We start from the raw sequence: 23548 nt of genomic DNA on the forward strand, positions 1-23548 counted from the left end.
TCACTCTTTCCAAGTGTCGTAACCTGTGTGACTACGGCTATAATATAGATTTATCTGACAGTATAAAAAATTCGACCTGGTTGAGAAAATTTTGCATTCCAGCCAGATCGAATAGATCACTTAGAGTTACTTTTAGCAATTAAAAGTAACTTTTTTATATTTAGGATAGGACTATTGAATTACACTTTTGCGACGGCGAGACATAACCATGCCAGCACCAACTAAACCTAAGCCTAGCATTGTGGTTGGCTCAGGAACGCTAACTGCTTCGAGAGTTAAGTGGTAATCGCTTGTCTTACCATTAAGAGAAGCACCTAAATTGCCAACTGCAATAGTTTTTCCATTGAAATTAAATTTCCCCGTAATCCCATCCAATATTACGTCATTAATATTAGTAGCCGATTTCCGAGTTCTGGTAACTACAGAATCATCAAGATCAAAGGTAAGAAGCGCAGTAGTACTACCCAAGGTTCGCGATCCGAAATTAATGAACGGAGTGTAAACGCCTGTAGAATATGTAGCTGTTGTGCCTGATAGAACAGCTGTCCTGGTTAAATTTAAAGTGTTAATCGTAATACCTGCACCTGACTTTAAATTTGGTGAGAAGGCTGTAAAATCACCATCAGTATCAACACCATCAACATCGACAAATTTAATGCTAGTCTTAGCTGGATTGATTCCATCACTAGGAACGATAGATGTACCATTAAGACCAATGCTCCCATTCAGGCTTACAGCTTGAGCTGAACCCGCAGAAGTAAAAATCCCAGCAGTAGCCAAGGGGATTGCAAAACTAGCAGCTAGAGTAGCGTTTAGTAATTTAGATTTTAAATTAATCATGATTCTTTGAGAGTGCTAATAATAACCTGGAACATAGAAATTGATTGCTTGACTTTTACTATCAGTAATCTATTTAAAATACTGTTAGTGAAAGCGAAACTTGTGTGATGTATTTCTTATCTCCATAGAATCACATAGACTTAGAACCTGCCATATTTACTGAGTGGTCTTCATCACATCTTTAACTAATAAATCGTCTTCATAAAGTTTTAATTTCTTACATATCTGCGCTTCGTATATCCCTGAATATATAAGGTTGAAATTATTGGCAATAGCTCCAGCTTCAAGAAAAGTCACACCCGTAAATATATATATAATGTATAAAATATGCCATTAGCTGCCAAACTATATTTTAAATAAATGGAGTAGAAAGTGTATATATAATCTTTATAGTTACTAAATATTTAGTGAAACGGTTCCTCTCATAAAATAAATGGGAGGAACCGCTGTATTTGTTTACTATAGATAGTCTTTTTGAATGTTTGTAACAAATAGCTAGTTGCTAGCTATTACTTCTGTTCTCAAATCTGTCAGATTTTTTAAATGTTAAGAGCCATATAGCTGTGGCCAGGTTGTGACAACAAAAACTACAACTGCGGCGATCGCTAACAACCCTTGAATCAAATTTCCCACTAAAGAGCCGACTACAATTCCTATACCTGCTTTAATCGCCAACCCAAATTCACGTCGGAAAAGGTACTCACCAATAATTGCTCCCAAAAGCGGGCCTAGTAAAATTCCTAACAGTGGGCCTCCAAAAGGTAAAGTTGGCAATAATCCCAAAAATCCTACCACCAAACCAACAATTGCGCCAATTTGCCCCCATTTGCTAGCTCCAGCTTGTTTTGCTCCCATATAGCTAGCTAAAAAATCCACTCCGACACTGAGCAGTAAAACTATAATTGTCACAATTAGTGGAATCTTGATAGCTGCAAAAGAACTACTGACGATTCCCCAGACAATAATTGCAATTAAAATTAAGCTGCTACCAGGAATAGCTGGAACTACAGCACCGACAATACCCACAACCATTACAGCAACTAATAGCCAATAAATAATTTGCATAAATCAATTGTAAACTTCCAATTTTCTCATAGGAACGCACATCTGCGCGCTCCTACTGTTTATTCTATCTAGGTAAGATAGCGAAAAATGCTTAGTACAATGTGGTGCAAGTTTGTCTAATGCTTCTAAACTGCTATTTAAAAGCTCAAAACACATGACGAGAAAAATATTAACTGGACTAAGTTCTGAAGCCTACGAGCATCCCTTTGATCGTAAAGCCTTGGCTTCTTTGCAAAATATGCCTGGTGTCTCCCTACTACTCAAAAAAATTAATGAATACGGTATTGATCGCCTACTAAGACTGCAAAGCCTTGGTAGTGAAATCAGAATTTCGCCGCGTAACTTTCCCGAATTACATCAAACATTTGTAGAAACCTGCCAAATTCTTGATGTTGCTCCACTTCCTGAATTATATCTATTTCGAGGCACAGGTCACATTCAAACCTACATTGTTGGCGTAGAAAAACCGATTGTCGGTATCAATTTAGATGCAATGGAGTGGCTTGGGGTAGATGAGTTGCTTTACGTTTTTGGACACGAAATCGCTCGCATCAAGAGTAAGCACATGATTTATCACCAAATGGCAATTGTTATGCCAACGTTGAAAAATTTATTGAGCAGTACCACACTCGGAGTCGGTGGCTTAGTAGCTGGTGGAATGGAACTAGGTTTATATAATTGGCGGATGATGGCTAGGTTCACCGCCGATCGGGCTGCTTTATTAGCTTGTCAGGATATTAATGTAGCAACTACTACATTGATGAAACTGGCAGGTTTGCCAGATGAGTACTTGACTACTGCTGTAATAGAAGATTTTCTTGTCCAAGCGCGTGAGTTTGCATCCAATAACTTTGATAGTGTGGATAAAGTCACCAAAATATTAAGCTATACAGAGCCTGGGCTTTCTTGGATAGTTATGCGAACTGGTGAATTATTAAAATGGGTTGATTCTGGAGCTTATGATAATTTAATTCAACAAACAAATTTAAAGACACCGGAAGAACTAGAAGAAAAAGAAGAAAAAATACCAGAAGAAAAGGAAGGTTGGAATTTTTTGACTTCTTGGTGAGTTAATAATTCCTAATTCGTAATTCGTAATTCGTAATTAACTTGTAGATACGAGTAAGTCAATTTGAAGTAATAATTACAAATTATACCAATTTGAAAAAAGAATGCGATAGATAGATACGGATATACCTTTGTTCTATCCAGCTTTCTTAATGCATGAATTTTGAATTGGTATTACGAGTTCTTCTCACAGATGACAAATTTAAATTTAGGTTAAGTCGCTTGGTTGGATAAATTCGATCCAATAGTAACGGCTAATTTATCAGCAATTCCTGCAATCCAGTTTTCATCTTGTTTGGTGTAACTGCGAGGAGCATTTGCTCCTAAAATTAATGCACCTTGGTTGCCAATAGGTTGACATATTACACCTTGAGTATTCTCTGGTAAATAATCAAATTCAACTTTACCTGGATATATTTTTAGAGCAACTAGATAAATCGGTTTTTGTTTTTCGAGTACCTGTTTTAAGATTACTCCTGGTACAACTTCAGATTTAGTACCCAGAATGCCGCGACGCAACAAAACTTTACCTTGATAAAAAATCACAAGTGATCGCGTTACTGTATTCGTCAACAATAAATGAGATGCCCAGGCTAGCTCTGTTTTCACGGTTTCGGGTAAATCTGCTGCGAGTATAAAACCTTCTTCTCCAATTAGTTCTACAATATCAGGCGATCGCGGCTGAACTTGCTGCCAAATTAAACCTGTCAAAATTAACACTGCACTCAAAATCACGCCCACTACATCACCACGCGATTGAGACTGGGTTAATTCCGGTGTCAATAAACGGTTAATCAATAAAAGTACAGCGCCTAGCCCACCCACGACAATGGGTAGACGCCGCAAAACTCGATTAGGATCAGGTTTAGTCATTAAAAGTTAGGAATTGGGAATTGGGCAAACAGGGCATTGAGAAGAGACAAGTAGACAAGGAAGAGGGGGCAGACTTGGGAGAGACTTTTTTAATTATTTCCCCTTGTCCCCTTGTCCCCCCTGCTCCCCTGCTCCCCTGCTCCCCTGCTCCCTCATACTCACTCCTCCCCTGGTTCAATAATCCGCTGGAAAAGATAACCAGTACCCCGTGCGGTGAGAATCAATTCTGGGTTGCTAGGATCATCTTCTAATTTTGCCCGCAAACGTGATATATGCACATCTACTACGCGGGTATCTACATGACGTTCTGGTGTATAACCCCATACTTCCTGCAAAATTTCTGAACGAGAAAAAGCTTCTCCAGAGCGACTGACTAACAACTCTAACAAGCTGAATTCCATACCTGTCAATCGAATCCGCTCATCACCTTTGTAGACTTGTCGCTTATTTGTATCGATTTTAATATTAGCGACATGGATTACCCCAGAACTGGGAATTCCAGAAGCACCGTTTTTATCTACTCGCCGTAGTACCGAGCGAATCCGGGCTTCTAGCTCCTTAGGGGAAAATGGTTTAACTACATAATCATCAGCACCTAATTCTAATCCAGTGATGCGATCGGCTACATCACCTAAAGCTGTTAGCATAATAATGGGCACATCTGATTCTTTTCGTAACTCTTGACATACACCATAGCCGTCTAGCTTTGGCATCATTACATCTAAAACTACCAGGTCAGGCTCAGTTTTGCGAAAAGTATCCAAAGCTTCTTCCCCGTCGCCAGCCGTCACTACATCGTAGCCAATCATGGAAAGGCGTGTTTCCAAAATCCGGCGAATGCTGGCTTCGTCGTCTACCACCAAGATTTTTTCTTTATGGCTTTCCAAGTTTCTCTAGGCTCCTTGACTAAAAATTTACATGATTAATTTTTAATACCATAATATTAAGATATCATTCCATGAATTGATTTGGAAAAAGCTCTAAATACCACTATTATTGGTTTTTAGTTTTTTTCAAGAATTAAGTAAATATTAAGATTATTTAATAAGATTTAAGAATGGCAAAGCCAAAAACTTTTTACACTTGTAACGAATGTGGAGCAGAATCGCCCCAGTGGTTTGGTAAGTGTCCAGCTTGCGGCACTTATAATTCTCTAGAAGAACAAATTTCTATTCAATCCTCAGTAGATGTGCCCAGTCGGGGAGGAGTGAGTAGTTGGCAATCAGCTCAAGGCAATGGTAAATCTCACGGGAAACCAGCTAAAGCGCGAGCCTCTTTAACATTCGATCAAATTACCGATCGCCAAATTGCTCGTTGGGAGTCTGGTTATGGAGAATTAGATCGAGTGCTTGGAGGTGGGGTTGTCCCTGGTTCTATGGTGCTGATTGGTGGCGATCCAGGTATTGGTAAATCGACTTTATTGTTGCAAGTATCTAATCAATTAGCACAGAAATACCGCATTCTTTACGTAACTGGTGAAGAATCAGGGCAGCAGGTAAAATTACGAGCTTCCCGTTTGGGAGTATCAAAAACCCTAAGTGTGGTAAATGATGAGAAGGTAACAGTAGTAGATACTACACTTCCTATAGACCCTGACAGTATAGGTGCAGATTTATATGTACTGCCAGAAACAGATTTAGAAGAAATTTTACGGGAAATAGACTCTCTTAAACCAAATGTGGCAGTAATTGATAGTATTCAAACGGTATTTTTTCCGGCGCTGACTTCTGCACCAGGTTCAGTAGCTCAAGTACGGGAATGCACCGCAGCACTGATGAAGGTGGCGAAGCACGAAGATGTCACCATGCTGATTGTGGGACACGTCACCAAAGAAGGAGCGATCGCAGGGCCAAAAGTTTTAGAACATTTAGTCGATACGGTGTTGTATTTTGAAGGCGATCGCTTTGCCTCCCATCGGTTATTACGCACAGTAAAAAACCGCTTCGGCGCAACTCACGAAATCGGCATCTTTGAAATGGTAACAGATGGATTGCGAGAAGTTGCCAACCCCTCAGAGTTATTTTTAGGCAACCGTGACGATCCGGCTCCGGGTACTGCCATTGTGGTTGCTTGCGAAGGTACTCGCCCGATTGTTGTAGAATTGCAGGCTTTAGTGAGTCCTACTAGCTACCCTTCCCCTCGGCGTGCTGGAACTGGCGTAGACTACAACCGTTTAGTGCAAATTCTCGCCGTCTTAGAAAAACGAGTGGGAATTCCCATGTCCAAGTTAGATTCTTATGTTGCTTCGGCGGGTGGGTTGAATGTGGAAGAACCGGCAGTAGATTTGGGAATTGCGATCGCAATTGTAGCTAGTTTTCGCGATCGCATCGTCGATCCCGGCACAGTATTAATCGGTGAAGTTGGGTTAGGTGGACAAGTGCGATCAGTTTCCCAAATGGAACTAAGGTTGAAAGAAGCAGCTAAATTGGGATTTAAACGAGCGATCGTCCCTAAAGGACAAAAATTCCCCGATCTTGATATCGAGATTTTACCCGTTGCCAAAGTAATAGATGCGATTATTGCCGCCATCCCGCATCAAGAATTGACAGCCGACGATTTAGAACCCGATGAAGATTAGTAACTACTGGGTACTAGGAAATTGTTCCCAAATTTGGCAGGGTTTAAAGCAAATTCCATAATTTTTACAAGTAAAAACCCAGTCTCCAGTCACTTTTACACACTAAAGGACAATCCACCATGACAACCCTCACCCAAGACTACCAAATCACTTGGGAGAAACTACCCGATGATTATAAACTGCCAGATGATCCAGTGGATAACATCAACCAACCAGCCTTAGCTGCGGCACTCACAGAAAGCCTACAATTAGCCGGAAAAATTTCAGCCAACGCCCTAACAACAACTAATTACGGCATTTGTGCCACTCTAAACAACAAAATGGTCATTAAAGCTGCTGATTGGGCTTTCATTGCCAAAATTAATGTTAGTAGAGAAGAAGTAATACGCAGTTACACACCTCAATTACAGGGTGACATTCCCGTAATTGTGATGGAATTTGTTTCCGATACACAGGAAACAGAATATTCTATCAAAGCAACATATCCCCCAGGAAAATGGTTTTTTTACGAGCGCATCTTAAAAGTACCAAACTATATTATCTTTGAGCCAGATAGCGGCAGTTTCGAGATGTATTGCTTACAAAATACAGAACAGTATATCTTGCAAGAGCCTGATGAAAATCAACGGTACTGGATACCAGAAATCAATCTTTACCTTAGCGTATCGCAAGGTACTCGTGAAAACCGCACAGGAAAGTGGTTACGGTGGTGGGATGAACAAGGAAACCTTTTACTTTGGGGAACAGAATTAGCCGAACAAGAACGCCAACGCGCCGAACGACTAGCAGCCCAATTGCGGGCTGCGGGAATTGAACCTGAAGATTAGACTTCTTGTAAATAATTTAGGATTGCTAGCTTTAGTTAAAAATTTGCTAAATCTAGCATTTTTTTATAGCAATGAAATTTTAAATAACTCGAATTTGACCTAATTTATTAACATTAAAATTTGAGAATTATTGATAGAAATTTTTGAATTTTTAGTTGTTAAGTATAGTTTTATACATTCATATAAAACTATGATAAAGGCGATCGCCCAATCCTGCAAAAGATGAATGCGATCGCCCTTATCTGGCCCCCTTATCAGGAGATAAATACAATCATGGCAATAGCTACTATAGCCGTAGTCACACTCTTTAGGACATAAGGATGGGGTGAAAGAAGAGAGTTAGCAATAGTTTTACCTCCAGCAAGAACTGCCCTCTGCCTCCTGCCTTCTGCTATAATCTCAATTTGTAGACTCAATCAACAGCACCTTAAATCTTTGTGGACACAAGACTGAGTTTTACGATGTGCCAAAATAAAATATCAGTAAAACTACAGTCTTGATCAATGGCGTGGAATTCGGGGCAGCAGTTATTTGGTGGACGCTACATTATCGAGAGAAAATTGGGCGAAGGTGGAGTTGGTATTACCTATCTCGCTAAAAATCGAGGCGGCGAGTTGCGAGTTATCAAAACCCTTAGAGAACAAATCCTCAATCATCCTGACTGGATACCGCATCAAAGTAGACTCAAGCGAGACTTTAAAGACGAAGCATTACGCCTAGCATTATGTCGCCATCCCTACATTGTAGAAGTAGAGAACGTCTTTGATGACGATGATTTACCCTGCATGGCGATGGAATACATTGAGGGAGAAGATTTAGGTAAGCGGATAACTGAAAAAGGTGCTTTATCAGAAGCAGAAGCACTGCAATACATTGAGCAAATTGGCGATGCTTTGATCCTGGTTCACGACAAAGGCTTGCTGCATCGGGATTTAAAGCCGAGTAACATTATGATGCGTGCAGGTAAAGAAGAAGCAGTGCTAATTGACTTTGGCCTTGCTAGACAATTTATTTCTGGTGCAGTTCAACAGCATACGGAAAGTCTCACTCCTGGTTATGCGCCACCAGAACAGTATGTACCCGATGCCGAACGGGGAGAATATATTGATGTTTACGCCTTAGCCGCTACATTATATTCTTTGCTGACTGGACAATTGCCTATGCCAGTACCAGTCAGACTACAAAATTTTACCCTGAAACCGCCTAAAGATTTGAATTCGAGTGTTAGCGATTGCCGAAGCAGCTATCTCATAAGGATATAGGTTCTCAGAAAGATTAATTTTTGAGAGCGATCGCATATTTAGCACTTGAGATACATATAATATTCCTTTTGGCAAGTCTATAGCAACCTCAGTTTTTATGAAAAACCATGATATGACGCTATATCCTTACTGTTCCTCAACCAGTTTCAATTGGATTACAAACGGGAAAATAAGGTTCAGCAGCAAATCTAAGAAGTGATGCCCTGAACATTTGCAGATATTACCGCAGACACTGATTATGTTGCGGCGGCTAAAATACTTAAGTATTAGTAGTATGATCAAACTACTCATACTAAAAATTGTCTATTTGGTAACACAAGACGATCAAAAAGTTGTAGAAAAGTGTATTTCCTTGACTCGATAGTGGTGCTAACCTCAATTTAAAGGATGTTATCAGCCTTTATCTGCTAGAGTTTCTGACTTTCAGCAAATTAGATAATTTATCAATAACAAAATCGCTAGGAGTGCGATGATGATGTCACAGTCCCCTATGACAAGACCAGAAATAGCTGCTGGAACTCTAATCGATAACCGCTATATTATCCAAAAACTTCTAGGACAGGGAGGATTGGGACGAACTTACTTAGCATTTGATACTCGTCGGTTTAATGAAGCCTGTGTTCTCAAAGAATTTGCACCCATCGGCACAGGCGAAAGTGGACTGGAACAATATCGTAACTTATTTAAAAGAGAAGCAAAAATTCTTCATCAATTGCAGCATCCTCAAATTCCCAAGTTTTTGGCTTGCTTTGAAGGAGATGGTCGGCTATTTCTAGTACAAGAATATGTTGACGGTAAAACATATTCAAGACTACTAGGAGAACTTCAACGTCAAGGAAGAAATTTTTCTGAAGACGAAGTTATCCAGTGGCTAAAGAATCTGCTGCCTGTTTTGGAATATGTCCACCAGCACAACATTATCCATCGAGATATTTCTCCTGACAACATCATGTTACCCGATGGCAAGGATCTGCCAGTGCTGATTGATTTCGGGGTAGGTAAGCAAATTGCTGACATGAACGAAGGGAGAAATTCCAACCAACAGGTAACGTTTGTCGGAAAAATGTCCCTTGTTGGCAAAGTGGGATATGCTCCCCGCGAACAGATTAGTTTGGGTTTATGTTCACCCTCTAGTGACCTTTATGCTTTAGGTGTAACTGCTATTGTATTACTCACAGCTAGAGATCCATCTTTACTAATGGATCAATACTCACTTGAATGGAACTGGCGTGATTATACTTATGTTACTGATGGGTTTGCTCAAGTACTTGATTATATGTTGGAAGATAGGCCAAACAAGCGATACCAAACAGCCAGTGAAGTTATCAGAGATTTAGAGTATATTAGAGAACCAGAAGTGGCAATGCCTTCTGCAATCATGGTTGATGATTTACCGGCTACGGTATTTAACCCTGAATTTCAGGCTATGTCAGCTCCATCGCAGTCATATAACCAACCTGAAGAAACAATTTTTAATTCACCTACTAGTAGTCCACAAACTGGGCAAAGAATCGAACAACAATCTTCACTCCAACCAGCATTTATCAAACATTGTCAGCAAGAATTAGCCTACCACATCGGCCCAATGGCAAATCTGATTATAGAAGAAATACTAGATCACAATCCTTATATTTCAGCTGACCAATTTATTGAACTTGTAGCTAAGGAAATTCCTAACTTTCAAGCAGCTTTTGAATTCAAAAAAAGGTTATTTTCATAAAGATTTAGACATCATAAATTGAAGAATAGTTTTTCATCTCTTAACTAATTATGTGAGTTTAAGTCAAAATAGTTCATATAAAGTAACAAGGTTTTTTTGATAGGATCTAAATACCCCTTACAAAGATTAATAACGTTAGTATTGTGCAAAACGACAAAGCGAGTCTGTATACTTCTATGTATAAGTAAGCTACACGCAAAGTCTTGTACAGAGAGTTATTACATTAGCATAACGGTAGCAAGTCTGCGTATCCCTGCAAGGAAGCAAACTAGCAAGAGCGTCTTTAGAGAGCCTGATTACGAATTATTATAATCGCCTATACTTCCTTGAGTACGTTTGATTCTTTTCATCGCCATTTCTAAACTTAATTGCATCCGTTTAAAGGCTCTAGCTAAATTACCGATTTCATCATTAGATATCTGCTCAAATTCAACTTCCATGTGTCCCGTACTAACTTCTTCGGCTATGCGAGTCATGCGTTTAAGAGGCATCACAATTTGTCGATTCAAGAACAAGTTGACTAACAGGATAGTCGCTATAAATATAGCTGATACAATCAAGATAATTAGTAAAGAAGACTGATTTGCTTTATTAATGACATTCTTGGCAGGTACTGATATAATCTGAGCGCCAACAATTTCATTAAGCTTCCACCCAAATCCATTAGCAGCACCATAAAGACTAATCATACTTTGAGGTGCAGCTTCAGGTACACTATGACAGACCAGACAACTTTGTTCAGAAACTGCTAAGGGACGAGCAATATAAAAGATATCCCCACCAGGAATTGAGCGAAATCCACTAACTTCTTTAAGGTCTGATTTATTTCTGAACTGTTCTACAATATCTGTCTCAAAACCGTCAGCCTTATCCCGAAGATTTGTGGGATTGAGAGTTGCTTCTTTATAAAAGAAATCACGGTAATCTGTTGTTTTCCGTAAAACTTCAAACACCTCTCGTGCTGAGTACCCAGGTACCGTTTGTGGCAAAAACTCAGTAGCCAATTTATCAACTAGCTTTGGATTAACTTGATCACTGGTATATTTACGAACAGAACTCATGGTTTGGATGAGCATGATACCAGTTGAGCTAATATCTTGTTTCGCATTCTCCCTCAGTAGAGAAGAAAGAGCAAATCCAGTCAAGCTCAAACCAAATGTCAAAATTACCAGTAGCAGAATTGTAAATTTTTGTTTCAAATTTAGATTTTTTAGCATAATTTTAGATTATCTACAAGTCAAATTATTATGAACAAATATGTCTAAAGTTACTGTTTACTCTAACATGAGCAATCAACTTTCATATTTTCATGTAAAGGCATAGTTTAGACAAAACTATGAAGCTATATCCAACTTTATACTATTAGTAATTATTGAGGTTAATGAAAATGTTATCTAAGTAAGTAAGTTCTAAAAAGCTACAACAGCAATTCAAATGGAATTCCCAAAAATTCGTATTGGCTGTTCTGATACCTTGCCAAAATAAATACCAGCAATTGTCAAATATTACTAATGGTGTGGAATGCAGGAAAGTCTATATTCGGGGGACGCTACATTATTGAAAGCCAACTAGGTGAAGGCGGAATTGGCATTACTTATCTTGCCAGAAATCAACGAAATCAACAGCGAGTGATTAAAACCCTCAAAGAAGAAATCCTGAATCACCCCGCCTGGATACTCCACCGAAACAAGTTACGGCAAGACTTTCGTGATGAAGCAGTTCGGCTGGCTGTGTGCCACCATCCTCATATAGTACAGATAGAAACCATTTTCGATGAGGGGAATTTGCCCTGCATGGTGATGGATTATATTGAAGGGGAAGACTTAGCACAGCGCTTGAGGCGAATAGGAGTGCTATCAGAGGCAGAAGCGCTACTTTACATCCGGCAAATTGGTAATGCTTTGACCCTAATTCATTCTAAAGGACTGTTGCATCGGGATCTCAAACCACGCAACATCATGATCCGCATTGATAAATTAGAAGCAGTACTAATAGACTTTGGCATCGCTAGAGAGTTTGTTCCTAATACGATCCAAAGGCATACAGTGTATCGTACTCCTGGTTTTGCCCCACCTGAACAGTATGAATCAGAAGCGCCGCGAGGAGAATACATTGATATTTACGCCCTAGCCGCTACTTTGTATAATTTGCTTACGGCAGTTGTACCAACTAGTGCAGACGATAGACGTCACAATATTAATTTAGAACCACCACAATATTTTAATCCCAACATCAGCAACAGGGTAAATCAAGCTATTATGTGCGGCATGGATCTGGAGTCAACGTATCGTCCCCAGTCTGTGCAAGAGTGGTTGGATTTATTGGGTTCTGAGACAGGGGAAGATGTAACCAAAATATCATCTACTTTAGTGATAGCCCCTAAGGTGCAACCACCTGTACCTATTGTATTAGATCGGCAGAACTGGCAATGCGTGCAGACCCTCAAAGGTCATTCTAGTATGGTTCATGCGATCGCCATTAGCCCAGACGGGCAATTTATTGCTAGTGGCAGTAATGACAAGACCATCAAACTTTGGCAAATGGGTACTGGCAAGCTAGTGCGTCAACTGGGTCGTTGGTCTTCTAGTCATTCTAATATGGTTCATTCCGTCGCCTTTAGCCCAATCTCTTCAAACCTTTCTTATCAAGGCGAGTCTGGCAAATCTGCGGGAGTTGCAGACCTGAACCGGGGAATCTTAGCTAGCGGCAGTTGGGATAATACAATCAAATTGTGGGATGTCAACACAGGTAAAGAAATTCGTACCCTCATTGGTCATGCTAATTGGGTGAATTCCGTTGCTTTTAGTCCAAATGGCAAGTTTCTGGCTAGTGGCAGTGCTGACTGTACAATTAAACTGTGGCAGGTACAAACAGGCATAGAAATCCAAACTTTCACAGGTCATTCTGACCCAGTTTCGTCAGTTGCTTACTCTCCGAGAACGTCTACAACTAATAGCCAGGAGAGACAGCTAGTGGCTAGTGGCAGCAATGATTACACGATTAAACTGTGGCAAATATATACAGGCAGAAATATTTACACATTCACAGGTCATTCCTTCTTTGTTAACTGTATCGCCTTCAGCAAAAATGGGGAAATTATCGCAAGTGGCAGTGGTGACAACACGATTAAACTCTGGCATGTAAATACAGGCAAAGAAATTCGTACTCTCATTGGTCATTCTGATTCAGTTTGGTCAGTCGGCTTTAGCCAGGATGGACAATTTCTCGCTAGTGGCAGTTGGGACAACACTATCAAACTGTGGCACATGCACAGTGGTAGAGAAATCAGCACACTTACAGGGCATTCCAACTATGTTAGATGTGTCGCCTTTAGTCCCGATGATCAAACCTTAGTTAGCGGTAGTGATGACGACACTATTAAAATTTGGCGAAGGGGTAATAATTAATTCGTAATTCGTAATTTTTCTATAAATCTACAGATAGAACTGCGATCGCCCCAAATTTGTAACAATAATGACAGCAACCGTTATTTTTGAACAATAAAAATTATATGGGCTTTGGTATTGGTGATTTATTTTGGATTTTCCTGCTTTTGACTTCTTTGCAACCTCTTTGGCAAAAACGTCAAATAGAATATCGGCGTTTGCGTGCTTTACAAGAATTCCAGCAGGAACGCAAAAGTCGGGTGATTTTACTGATTCACCGTCAAGAGTCCATTAGCTTTTTGGGAATTCCCATATCTCGCTACATTACTATTGAAGACTCAGAACAAATATTACGAGCAATTCGCCTCACACCCCCAGATGTGCCAATTGACTTAATTTTACACACTCCTGGTGGTTTGGTTTTGGCTACTGAACAAATCGCCAGAGCCTTAATTCGCCACCAAGCAAAAGTCACAGTTTTTGTACCCCACTATGCCATGAGTGGCGGTACAATGCTTGCCCTCGCCTCTGATGAAATTATTATGGATGCTAACGCTGTCTTAGGGCCAGTTGATCCACAACTAGGCAATTTCCCCGCAGCCAGTATCTTAAAAGTAGTTGAAGATAAACCCATCAGCGAGATTGATGACCAAACCCTAATTATGGCCGATCTCTCAGGCAAAGCAATACAGCAGGTACAACGATTTGTCCGAACTTTGCTAAAAGACAGTATACCTAAACAAAAAGTTCTGCCAGAAAATATCGAACCGATTATCGAAGCCTTGACAACTGGGCGCGTCACCCACGATTATCCCATCACTATTGAAGAAGCAACAGAAATGGGGCTGCCCGTAACCGTCGGACTGCCCCATTCTATTTATGATCTTATGGATCTGTACCCACAGCCACAAGGAGGACGACCCAGTGTGCAGTACATTCCTATGCCTTACAATGACCCTCGTCCAATTCTACCTACACCCAAAGGCAGACCCTTAGAAGAACCAAATCAGATAACTTGAGGGGCTTTGGGGTAGGAGTTTTTTGTGGCGACTAGGGTGTAGCTGTTGGTGTAGCTGTCGGTGTAGCTGTCGGTGTCGCTGTTGGTGTCGCTGTCGGTGTAGCTGTTGGTGTAGCTGTCGGTGTAGCTGTCGGTGTCGCTGTTGGTGTCGCTGTCGGTGTCGCTGTTGGTGTCGCTGTCGGTTTAGCTGTCGGTTTAGCTGTCGGTTTAGTTGTCGGTTTAGTTGTCGGTCTAGTTGTCGGTTTAGTTGTTGGTGTCGCTGTCGGCTGGCTGAAGAGTGTCTTTGCTTCTTCATTCAGCTTTTGGCGGAGTGCTAAATTAGCAATTCCAGTTTCTTGCAACTGATATTTCTTCTGATACTCCTTCACCACTTCTTCCGTGCGGGAACCATAAAAATGATCGCGCGGTAGGGGAGGATTTGGCTTCACCACTGCATTCAAATTTCTGTGCAGAATTTGAACGATGTTAGCAGCAAAATCTTGGGTTTTTGGCCCTGCGATACCATCAACTGGTTTTAGCTTATAACCAGTCTGAAATTCTCGAATTGCCTTTTTAGTTTGCTCGTCTGTCAAAGCAGTATTTGTTACCTTGACGTTATAACCTAATCCCCGCAATACCTCACGGAATTGCTGGGGTGTATAACTTTTTTGAGGGGCTGCAAAACCTGTGTCTGTAATTACCAAACTAGCAGTCATCAGGCAAGTAACAGCAAAGGTTGCGCTTGATTTTCCAAACCCACACCACATACTTAAAAACTCCTTTGGGTTAAATCAGCAGAATCGTAAACGTTAACAGCTGCATTTTAAGTTTGTTTAATAACTTTTTTCACGATTATTTAATGAATTTTGAACAATTTGTGATTTTTTTTTGTTAACTTTAACTGATTTATAAAAATTATTTTATGTCATCTATCAAAAGAAGTATCTTCTATGAGTAGAGATCCAGCGCTTATGCTTTAAATTGCAATAGAAATGCACATCTGTGCCCTCCTACTAGGGTCTACTCAAGTGAAAATCACTGTAATTGGGTAAAAGGGTCAAAAATTCATAAATGAAAAGGCTTATGTTTTAAATAGATAGAAGAGTATATTTTTTTACAAAAAATGAGAAATATAAAATCTTATAAGCAGCGTAATCTTTGGTTTGAAAAATTTATGGCAATTGCTGCCACCGTAAATTTAAGTTTAGTTTTGTTTGATTTAAGTTACGTACCCTGGCGAGATTTCTACTTGCGAAAACTTCCCCAAATTACCAAGATTTATGATCCAATAAAAGGTATTGAACTCCATCGCGACACAGACAACTATCTGAAAACAGTAGATGCTTTAGAAGAACAAGTCAGACAAACAGGGTTACAGTCGCCTCAGGTAAATAGCAGGCTAGAGGAAATAAGGGGTCTGAGCAGCGAGATGATTGACAGTAACCCGTTTGCAGGAGTGAATAAGAGTGGGACTCTGGAAAAAATCAAAACAAGGATGCGATCGCACATCCGCAAAGAATCTGCAAAGCAGTCCTTTGCCACTTTCTGGAGTCAGCCTTACCTATCACAAAATGGCTGGGATCAACAAATTAGTTTTTTTAACAAGAGCATTCGCCCTTTGATTGCCTCTAACTACTACCGCCAAATCGGGGAAAATGGCGATTTTGTTGATGAATTCTGGATGATTGACTTAGCCTTTGTGATTTTATTTGGTGTAGAGTTGCTAGGGCGTACCTTCTTGCTCAGACGCCAACATCCTGGGTTTAGCTGGTTAGAAGCACTATTATGGCGTTGGTACGATTTATTTTTACTGATACCATTTTGGCGCGGGTTGCGAATCATACCTGTATTAATTCGCCTTGATCAAGCACGGTTATTGAATCTGCATCCAGTACGAAAGCAAGTTAATCAGGGGATTGTCGCCAATTTTGCCGAAGAACTCACAGAAATTGTGGTGGTGAGAGTGATTAATCAGGTTCAAGGTTCAATTCAGCGCGGTGAATTAACTAGCTGGCTCTCGCAAAAAGAAAATTTACGTCCGTACATAGATATTAATAATGTAAATGAAGTGGAAGCGATCGCAGGTCTTTTGGTAAAAACAATTGTCTACCAGGTGCTACCCGATATCCAACCTGCGATCGTTGCCATTCTGCACCACAACATTGAAACCGTCTTCCATCAAGTCCCCATCTACCGCAATCTTCAAAACTTCCCTGGCATCGGACAAGCCCAAACCCAGTTAAGCGAACAACTAGCGATCCAAATCACAACTAATCTTTACAAAACTTTAGTGAGCGCTGTTGAAGACCCTGTGGGCGCAAAACTCACCACTCAATTGGTACAAAGCTTCAGTGACGCTTTGGGATCTCAAATAAAACAAAAACACGTACTTTCAGAAATTCAGAGTTTACTTTTTGACTTCTTAGAGGAAATCAAACTCAACTATGTCCAGCGTTTGTCCCAAGAAGACATAGACCAAATTATCGAGCAAACCAGGCAGTTACGAACACAAGTAGCAGTTCCCGCAGTCGTGGATAAAGGCACTATCCCAAAAATACGGGAAGGGTAGGTAAAGCAGAGGGGCAGGAGGGGAGCAGGGGAAGTATTTCTAACTCTTGACTAGTGACTAATGACTATCCAAGAAATGCGCTAAACTCGAATTAGGCGAATCATCATTGGTTCGTCACAAGACTTCTTGGAAGATATACCTATCGCAGGAAGTGGGTCGATGCCCACTTTTTTTATTGAATTCTCTCATGGTTCATCCTTTAGTTCCACAAATTATTGATTTGGCAATACCAGTGGCAGAAGAACTGGGATTGGAAGTGGTTGGCGTGGTTTTTCACACTAACCAAAGTCCACCAGTTTTGCGGGTAGATATTCGCAATCCTGAGCAAGACACTGGGTTGAACGATTGTGAGAAGATGAGCCGTGCTTTAGAAGCTTCCTTAGATGCTGCCCAAATCGTTCCAGATACATACGTCTTGGAAGTGTCTAGTCCTGGTATTTCGCGGCAATTGGTAACAGACAGGGAGTTTATTTCCTTTAAAGGATTTCCTGTCATTATCTTTACAACGCCCCCCTACGACGGACAACAAAAGTTGATTGGTCAGTTGATTCGTCGGGATGAGACAGCACTTTACTTAAATCAAAAAGGTCGTGTAGTCGAAATTCCCCGCTCCCTAATTACTAAGGTGCAGTTACAGGAGCGCTGATAAACAAGTTACTCAGGCTAGAAGGCTAGGGACTAGGGATTGGATAGGCAGAGGAGCAGAGGGGCAGACGAGCAAGGGAGACAAGGTGACAAGGTTACAAGGTGATGACAAGAGGTGAGAACTTGCAACAAACAAGTTTTTCCTCCGTTCGCGCAGCGTCTCCCTTAGGAGAAGTTCTGAGCGCTGGCTTCCAGCGATCAGACTTATCTCCTTGTCCCCATGCCCCATGACGTCACTTGCTTCAAGCCGGGGAACCCGTCCAAGGCAGTGGCTCCCCAATGCCCAACGCCCAACGCCCAGTCTCTAGTTCCTAATTTTTAAAGGAGATTGCTTATGTCAATGGTTACTTTATCTGGATTAAAAGAATTAATAGAAAGTATAAGTCGCGAACGGAATTTACCCAGGCTTGCAGTTCAATCAGCTATAAGAGAAGCACTACTCAAAGGCTATGAACGTTATCGCCGCGCCCAAAATTTAGAGCGCAAACAGTTTGACGAAGATTATTTTGAAAATTTTGAAGTTGAACTTGATATTGAAGGAGAAGGATTTCGCGTTCTTTCCACCAAAACTATTGTTGAAGAAGTAGATAATACAGACCACCAAATTTCCCTAGATGAAGTTCAACAAGTCGCTCCTGAAGCGCAGTTAGGGGACTCAGTGGTGCTAGATGTTACCCCTGATCAAGGAGAATTTGGTCGGATGGCGGCTATGCAAACTAAGCAAGTATTAGCACAAAAATTACGGGATCAACAGCGCCAGATGGTGCAAGAAGAGTTCCAAGATTTAGAAGGAACTGTTCTGCAAGCAAGAGTCCTGCGGTTTGAACGGCAATCAGTGGTTTTAGCAGTTAGCAGCGGCTTTGGTCAGCCAGAAGTAGAAGCAGAATTACCAAAGCGGGAACAGTTGCCCAACGATAATTATCGGGCAAATGCCACCTTCAAGGTATATCTGAAAAAAGTCTCCCAAGGTCAGCAACGAGGGCCACAGTTACTTGTGTCTCGTGCTGATGCTGGTTTGGTAGTTTATCTTTTCGCCAACGAAGTCCCAGAAATCGAAGATGAGGTGGTACGGATTGTTGCCGTAGCTAGGGAGGCAAACCCCCCTTCCCGTTATGTCGGTCCCCGGACTAAAATAGCAGTAGATACTCTAGATCGCGATGTAGACCCAGTAGGCGCTTGTATTGGAGCCAGGGGATCGCGAATTCAAGTGGTAGTCAACGAATTACGCGGTGAAAAAATAGATGTAATTCGCTGGTCGCCAGACCCAGCAACATACATTGCTAATGCCTTAAGTCCAGCACGGGTAGATGAAGTACGCCTGATGGATCCAGAATCGCGGCAAACTCACGTACTTGTAGCTGAAGATCAATTGAGTTTGGCTATAGGCAAAGAAGGACAAAACGTCCGTTTGGCAGCCCGTCTAACTGGTTGGAAAATAGACATTAAAGACAAAGCTAAGTATGACTATGCAGCAGAAGATACCAAATTTGCAGCTGTCAGAACAAAATATCAATCAGAGGAATCAGAAGACGACCTGGAATATGAAGAAGAATTCGAGGATGAAAATCAGAACGAATTAGAAGAGGAAGACAGTTTTGACGATAACGATGATGAATAATTGATTAATTTTGTAAAGTTTTGATAATGTAAGATTGTAGTCTCAGTCTCAAGGATTATTTTCTCAAAAGCTACTTGGTATAAGTAAAAAATAGTCATAATAAACTTCTTTTGACATCCACAATCCTGGACTGAGGTCGCAATGAACCAATGAAACCAAATTATCGGCGCTGTATTAGTTGCCGTAAAGTAAGCTCAAAAGATAAGTTTTGGCGGATTGTCCGCGTCTTTCCATCGGGAAAGGTACAATTAGATTGGGGCATGGGGCGTTCTGCCTATATTTGTCCAGAAACGAGTTGCTTACAAGCGGCTCAAAAAAAAAATCGACTAGGGCGATCGCTACATGCATCAGTGCCAGAAACACTGTATCAAAGCTTGTCGCAACGTCTAGCGCGCAGTAATACCCAAAACCAAATTTAGTTGGAACAACTTTGTAACCTAATCATCAAAGGAATTGTGTAGAAAGCCGAAAATCGCGCATTTGTCACACCCTCTGTTGATTGTCAAGGTTAATGCCAAAATAGTAAATGGGTGTAAAACACATTCGACTCTCCAAATAACAAGAGGGTCGAGGCAACATTCCCAGAACAAGATGTAATCGATTGTATTGTGGAAGACTCAGAATCAACAAAACAAGAAACTACAAAATGGCAACCTGGTAGCGCTCAGGCGCAGTTCGGCGTCAAGGGTTCCTATAAAAATCTTTTATTTAAGAAATTTTTATGGGTATCCCTTAACCATCATTCCTGGTGGGGATGCCATTATTAAACCGAAACATCTCTCTTTCCTGATTGGAGGCACCGGCAAAAACTGAACGGCAACCTAAAAACAGTAATCCAAGGATGGAGATGTCGCACTTCCAGGCAACCATCCGCTAAAACTGTAAATTAAAGGGGAAGAGTGGATGAACAACGGCAAAGTTAGAATTTATGAATTATCAAAGGAATTGAATTTGGATAACAAAGAGCTATTAGCAATTTGCGACCAGCTCGATATTGCGGTCAAAAGTCATAGCAGCACGATTTCAGAATCCGAGGCAGAAAACATCCGGGCGGCAGCAGAAAAGCTTGCAGCTACGAATGTGTCAGCCAAAAAGGAACTAGGTACAACCAGCCATAAGCCAAATTCACCACCCAACGGCGGACCCCCGCGACCTGCTGCACCCCACAAACAGCAAATTTTGGAAATACGCAAACCCAAAATATTGAGAAATACTACTCCCAACGCCCTAGAGGCGTCACTTGCTAACAATACCCAAGCTGCCTTGTCTGAAGCTAATCCTCCCTCTCCGCCACGGCCTTTCGCTACACCAGTCTCACCCCAAAAACCGGCACCACCAACTCGACCTGTGCCCCGGACTCAATCTGAGACTCAAGAGCAACCTTTGACCGCTGACTTGGAACAAACGCCTAATCCAAAATCGGCACCGGAAAAAATAGCATCCCAAAAACCGGAAAAAATAGTTCCACCCAGACCAAAATCGGAAAAACCGCTCAAACCACAACTAGTTGCTCCTCCAGCCAGGCCTGCGGCAGAAGAAGCGCAGGTAGCAGACGAGCCACCAGTATCTCAGGCAGATAAACCGATCCTTAAACGCGACCAACGGCAACGACCCACAGAAGGCGATCGCGATCAAATTAAGCCGAGAGTCGCTAAACTGCCAACAGACCAGTCTCCACCATCTTCTGCACCACAAAGAACAAGTCGTCCTACCCCTGCACCCAGCAGACCAGAGCAGAGAGGCAATAGACCATCTGCACCATCACAACTGGGAGAAGGACAAAGACCCAGACCAGCACGTCCAGGTGAAGCAGTAGCAGCCGCAATGCCGATCGCTACTCCACCCAGACAGATGTCAGGAATAGCGGGCAAATCTCAAGGATTGGGTGATGAACCAGTCACACCGGATCTCCTCGATTTGAAACGCCCAAGTCCGCCTCGACCGACCAAAGGTGGCAAAAAGTGGGTAGAAGAGGAAATAATTGACGAGGTTAAAGAGAAGGCAAAATCTGGCGTCAAAGGCAAGCGAATCAAACCCATACTTGATGATGAGTTTGAAGAAGATTTGCTGGATGATGACGACACTGATTCACCAGCCACAGTCCAAGTCAGTCTTTCCATCGCTCGTCCTCCCAAACCGAAAGCAACTCGACCTGTACAAATACCAGGTGCAACCCTTGCTAGCGTCCCAACTGCAAGAGCGAAAAAGTCTGGTTCCAGGTCTGGTTCCAGATCTGGTTCTGGGCGCGACCAGCAGCAAAACCGTCGCCAAGAAACCGAGAAAAAGCGCGATCGCCCCGAAAAAGTGGCGATCACAGGGCCGTTAACTGTGCAAGAACTAGCTGACGTTTTAGCTGTTCCCGATACAGAGATTGTGAAAATCCTGTTCCTTAAAGGCATGGCGGTGAGTATTACCCAAAATCTAGATATTCCCACAATTACCCTGGTAGGAAAAGAACTAGAAATAGAAGTCGAAACCGCCGAGCGAGAAGCAGAAGCTCGGAAGGTTACGGAAATGGTCGGCGCAGAAGACCTAGAATATCTCCACCGCCGTCCGCCAGTTGTGACAATTATGGGTCACGTAGATCACGGTAAAACAACCCTGCTCGACTCAATCCGTAAAACAAAAGTGGCTGCTGGCGAAGCTGGTGGGATCACTCAACACATTGGTGCATACCATGTGGATGTGGAACATGAGGGCAAACCGCAGCAAATAGTCTTTTTGGATACTCCTGGTCACGAAGCCTTTACAGCTATGCGGGCACGAGGAGCGCGGGTAACAGACATTGCTGTGTTAGTAGTAGCTGCTGATGATGGTGTTCGTCCTCAAACCATTGAAGCCATTAGCCATGCCCAAGCTGCGGAAGTGCCAATTGTCGTTGCAATCAACAAAATTGACAAAGAAGGGGCACAGTCAGAACGGGTGAAACAAGAACTGACCCAGTATGGTCTAACCGCAGAAGACTGGGGTGGTGAGACAATCATGGTTCCGGTGAGCGCCATCAGAGGTGAAAATCTGGATACGCTCTTAGAGATGATTCTCCTAGTAGCAGAGGTTGCAGAACTATCTGCTAACCCAGATCGTACCGCCAAAGGAACTGTCATTGAAGCACATCTGGATAAAGCCAAGGGAGCAGTTGCTACCTTGTTAATTCAGAATGGCACGCTGCATGTGGGAGATATCTTGGTAGCTGGCTCGGCTTTCGGTAAAGTCAGGGCGATGGTGGATGACAGAGGTAAAAGAGTAGACATTGCTTCTCCTTCCTTTGCTGTCGAGGTATTGGGTTTAAGTGATGTGCCAGCAGCAGGCGACGAGTTCGAGGTCTTCCAGAACGAAAAAGAAGCCAGAGCGCTTGCTAGCGATCGCGCAGACAGACAACGCCTATCCCGCCTGTTACAAGGACGTGTTACCCTCACAACCCTATCGGCTCAAGCACAAGAAGGTGAGTTGAAAGAACTCAACTTGATCTTGAAAGGAGATGTACAAGGTTCGGTAGAAGCCATTGTGGGAGCGCTGAAGCAAATCCCCCAAAACGAAGTCCAAATTCGGATGTTGTTGGCTACAGCTGGGGAAATCACCGAGACAGATATCGACTTAGCAGCTGCCAGTAACGCTGTAATTATCGGCTTCAACACCACCTTTGCCACTGGCGCTAGACAAGCTGCCGATGAAGCAGGTGTCGATGTCCGAGAATATAACGTCATCTACAAACTCCTAGAAGATATCCAAGATGCCTTGGAAGGTCTTTTGGAACCAGAGTTGGTAGAAGAACCCTTGGGTCAAACCGAAGTACGTGCCGTCTTCCCAGTCGGTCGTGGTGCGGTTGCTGGTTGCTATGTTCAATCTGGCAAGCTAGTTCGCAACTGCAAAGTCAGGGTGCGACGCGGCGGTAAGGTGATCTATGAAGGCGTCCTTGACTCCTTAAAACGGATGAAAGAAGATACCCGTGAGGTGAATGCTGGTTATGAATGCGGCGTCGGTATGGATAAATTCAATGATTGGGTTGAAGGTGACATCATCGAAGCCTATCAAATGGTTACAAAGCGGCGCACTCTCACCTTAACGAGATAGTGTTGAGGGTAAAATGGTTAGAAGTTAGG

General features: G+C 42.0%; 17 protein-coding genes and 1 pseudogene. 12 read left to right on the forward strand and 6 right to left on the reverse strand.

The window, feature by feature from the left end:
• Positions 1-171: 171 nt before the first annotated feature.
• Together V7K79_RS04180 and V7K79_RS04185 are read right to left on the reverse strand one after the other, a co-directional pair.
• Entirely contained in the window at positions 172-840 is a 669-nt protein-coding gene (locus V7K79_RS04180; RefSeq protein WP_335044983.1) for a PEP-CTERM sorting domain-containing protein, read from the reverse strand.
• Positions 841-1386: 546 nt separating this feature from the next.
• Positions 1387-1905: a DUF456 domain-containing protein gene (locus tag V7K79_RS04185; RefSeq protein WP_335044984.1), complete on the reverse strand. Its 519-nt coding sequence runs from the start codon at positions 1903-1905 to the stop codon at positions 1387-1389.
• A 154-nt stretch (positions 1906-2059) separates the two neighbouring features.
• Between V7K79_RS04185 and V7K79_RS04190 the strand changes: the two genes are divergently transcribed.
• Positions 2060-2974 carry a M48 family metallopeptidase gene (locus V7K79_RS04190; RefSeq protein WP_335044985.1) on the forward strand — a complete coding sequence of 305 codons (915 nt, stop codon included), beginning with the start codon at positions 2060-2062 and terminating at the stop codon, positions 2972-2974.
• Between the two features lie 212 nt (positions 2975-3186).
• On the opposite strand, the gene V7K79_RS04195 is transcribed toward V7K79_RS04190, so the two are convergent.
• Together V7K79_RS04195 and rpaB are read right to left on the reverse strand one after the other, a co-directional pair.
• Positions 3187-3846 (reverse strand): cofactor assembly of complex C subunit B, encoded by a 660-nt coding sequence (locus V7K79_RS04195; RefSeq protein WP_335044986.1) that lies wholly within the window; start codon positions 3844-3846, stop codon positions 3187-3189.
• A gap of 158 nt (positions 3847-4004) precedes the next feature.
• The gene (gene rpaB / locus V7K79_RS04200) at positions 4005-4733 is read right to left on the reverse strand and encodes a response regulator transcription factor RpaB (RefSeq protein WP_292866575.1); all 729 of its coding nucleotides are present in this window, start codon (positions 4731-4733) and stop codon (positions 4005-4007) included.
• A 170-nt stretch (positions 4734-4903) separates the two neighbouring features.
• On the opposite strand from rpaB, the gene radA reads away from it, so the two are divergent.
• From radA to V7K79_RS04220, 4 genes and pseudogenes are all read left to right on the forward strand, one after another.
• Positions 4904-6424: a DNA repair protein RadA gene (gene radA, locus V7K79_RS04205; protein ID WP_335044987.1), complete on the forward strand. Its 1521-nt coding sequence runs from the start codon at positions 4904-4906 to the stop codon at positions 6422-6424.
• Positions 6425-6543: 119 nt separating this feature from the next.
• Positions 6544-7251, forward strand: a complete 708-nt coding sequence (locus V7K79_RS04210) for a Uma2 family endonuclease (RefSeq protein WP_335044988.1) — start codon at positions 6544-6546, stop codon at positions 7249-7251.
• A 503-nt stretch (positions 7252-7754) separates the two neighbouring features.
• A pseudogene (locus tag V7K79_RS04215) lies at positions 7755-8483 on the forward strand (serine/threonine protein kinase); the annotation flags it as partial.
• A gap of 505 nt (positions 8484-8988) precedes the next feature.
• Positions 8989-10233 carry a serine/threonine-protein kinase gene (locus tag V7K79_RS04220; RefSeq protein ID WP_335045210.1) on the forward strand — a complete coding sequence of 415 codons (1245 nt, stop codon included), beginning with the start codon at positions 8989-8991 and terminating at the stop codon, positions 10231-10233.
• A 296-nt stretch (positions 10234-10529) separates the two neighbouring features.
• Here the strand turns inward: V7K79_RS04220 and V7K79_RS04225 are convergent, their stop codons facing one another.
• Positions 10530-11450: a Tll0287-like domain-containing protein gene (locus tag V7K79_RS04225; RefSeq protein WP_335044989.1), complete on the reverse strand. Its 921-nt coding sequence runs from the start codon at positions 11448-11450 to the stop codon at positions 10530-10532.
• Between the two features lie 294 nt (positions 11451-11744).
• On the opposite strand from V7K79_RS04225, the gene V7K79_RS04230 reads away from it, so the two are divergent.
• Both V7K79_RS04230 and V7K79_RS04235 read left to right on the forward strand, forming a co-directional pair.
• Complete coding sequence (locus V7K79_RS04230; RefSeq protein ID WP_335044990.1) at positions 11745-13640, forward strand: serine/threonine-protein kinase; 1896 nt, start codon at positions 11745-11747, stop codon at positions 13638-13640.
• A 104-nt stretch (positions 13641-13744) separates the two neighbouring features.
• Positions 13745-14638, forward strand: coding sequence for an SDH family Clp fold serine proteinase (locus V7K79_RS04235; protein WP_335045213.1), 894 nt, complete (start codon positions 13745-13747; stop codon positions 14636-14638).
• A 31-nt stretch (positions 14639-14669) separates the two neighbouring features.
• On the opposite strand, the gene V7K79_RS04240 is transcribed toward V7K79_RS04235, so the two are convergent.
• Positions 14670-15383, reverse strand: coding sequence for a peptidoglycan-binding domain-containing protein (locus tag V7K79_RS04240; RefSeq protein WP_335044991.1), 714 nt, complete (start codon positions 15381-15383; stop codon positions 14670-14672).
• Positions 15384-15739: 356 nt separating this feature from the next.
• On the opposite strand from V7K79_RS04240, the gene V7K79_RS04245 reads away from it, so the two are divergent.
• The 5 genes from V7K79_RS04245 (at position 15740) to infB (ending at position 23519) form a co-directional block, all read left to right on the forward strand.
• Positions 15740-17185 carry a hypothetical protein gene (locus V7K79_RS04245; protein WP_335044992.1) on the forward strand — a complete coding sequence of 482 codons (1446 nt, stop codon included), beginning with the start codon at positions 15740-15742 and terminating at the stop codon, positions 17183-17185.
• A 187-nt stretch (positions 17186-17372) separates the two neighbouring features.
• Positions 17373-17831: a ribosome maturation factor RimP gene (gene rimP / locus V7K79_RS04250; protein WP_335044993.1), complete on the forward strand. Its 459-nt coding sequence runs from the start codon at positions 17373-17375 to the stop codon at positions 17829-17831.
• A gap of 333 nt (positions 17832-18164) precedes the next feature.
• Positions 18165-19448 carry a transcription termination factor NusA gene (gene nusA, locus V7K79_RS04255; protein ID WP_335044994.1) on the forward strand — a complete coding sequence of 428 codons (1284 nt, stop codon included), beginning with the start codon at positions 18165-18167 and terminating at the stop codon, positions 19446-19448.
• A 149-nt stretch (positions 19449-19597) separates the two neighbouring features.
• Positions 19598-19867, forward strand: coding sequence for a YlxR family protein (locus tag V7K79_RS04260; protein WP_335044995.1), 270 nt, complete (start codon positions 19598-19600; stop codon positions 19865-19867).
• 484 nt (positions 19868-20351) lie between these two features.
• Positions 20352-23519 (forward strand): translation initiation factor IF-2, encoded by a 3168-nt coding sequence (gene infB, locus V7K79_RS04265; protein WP_335044996.1) that lies wholly within the window; start codon positions 20352-20354, stop codon positions 23517-23519.
• Positions 23520-23548 lie beyond the last annotated feature (29 nt).

Origin of the sequence: Nostoc sp., from assembly GCF_036917575.1 — a bacterium.
Classification (GTDB): Bacteria; Cyanobacteriota; Cyanobacteriia; order Cyanobacteriales; family Nostocaceae; genus Nostoc.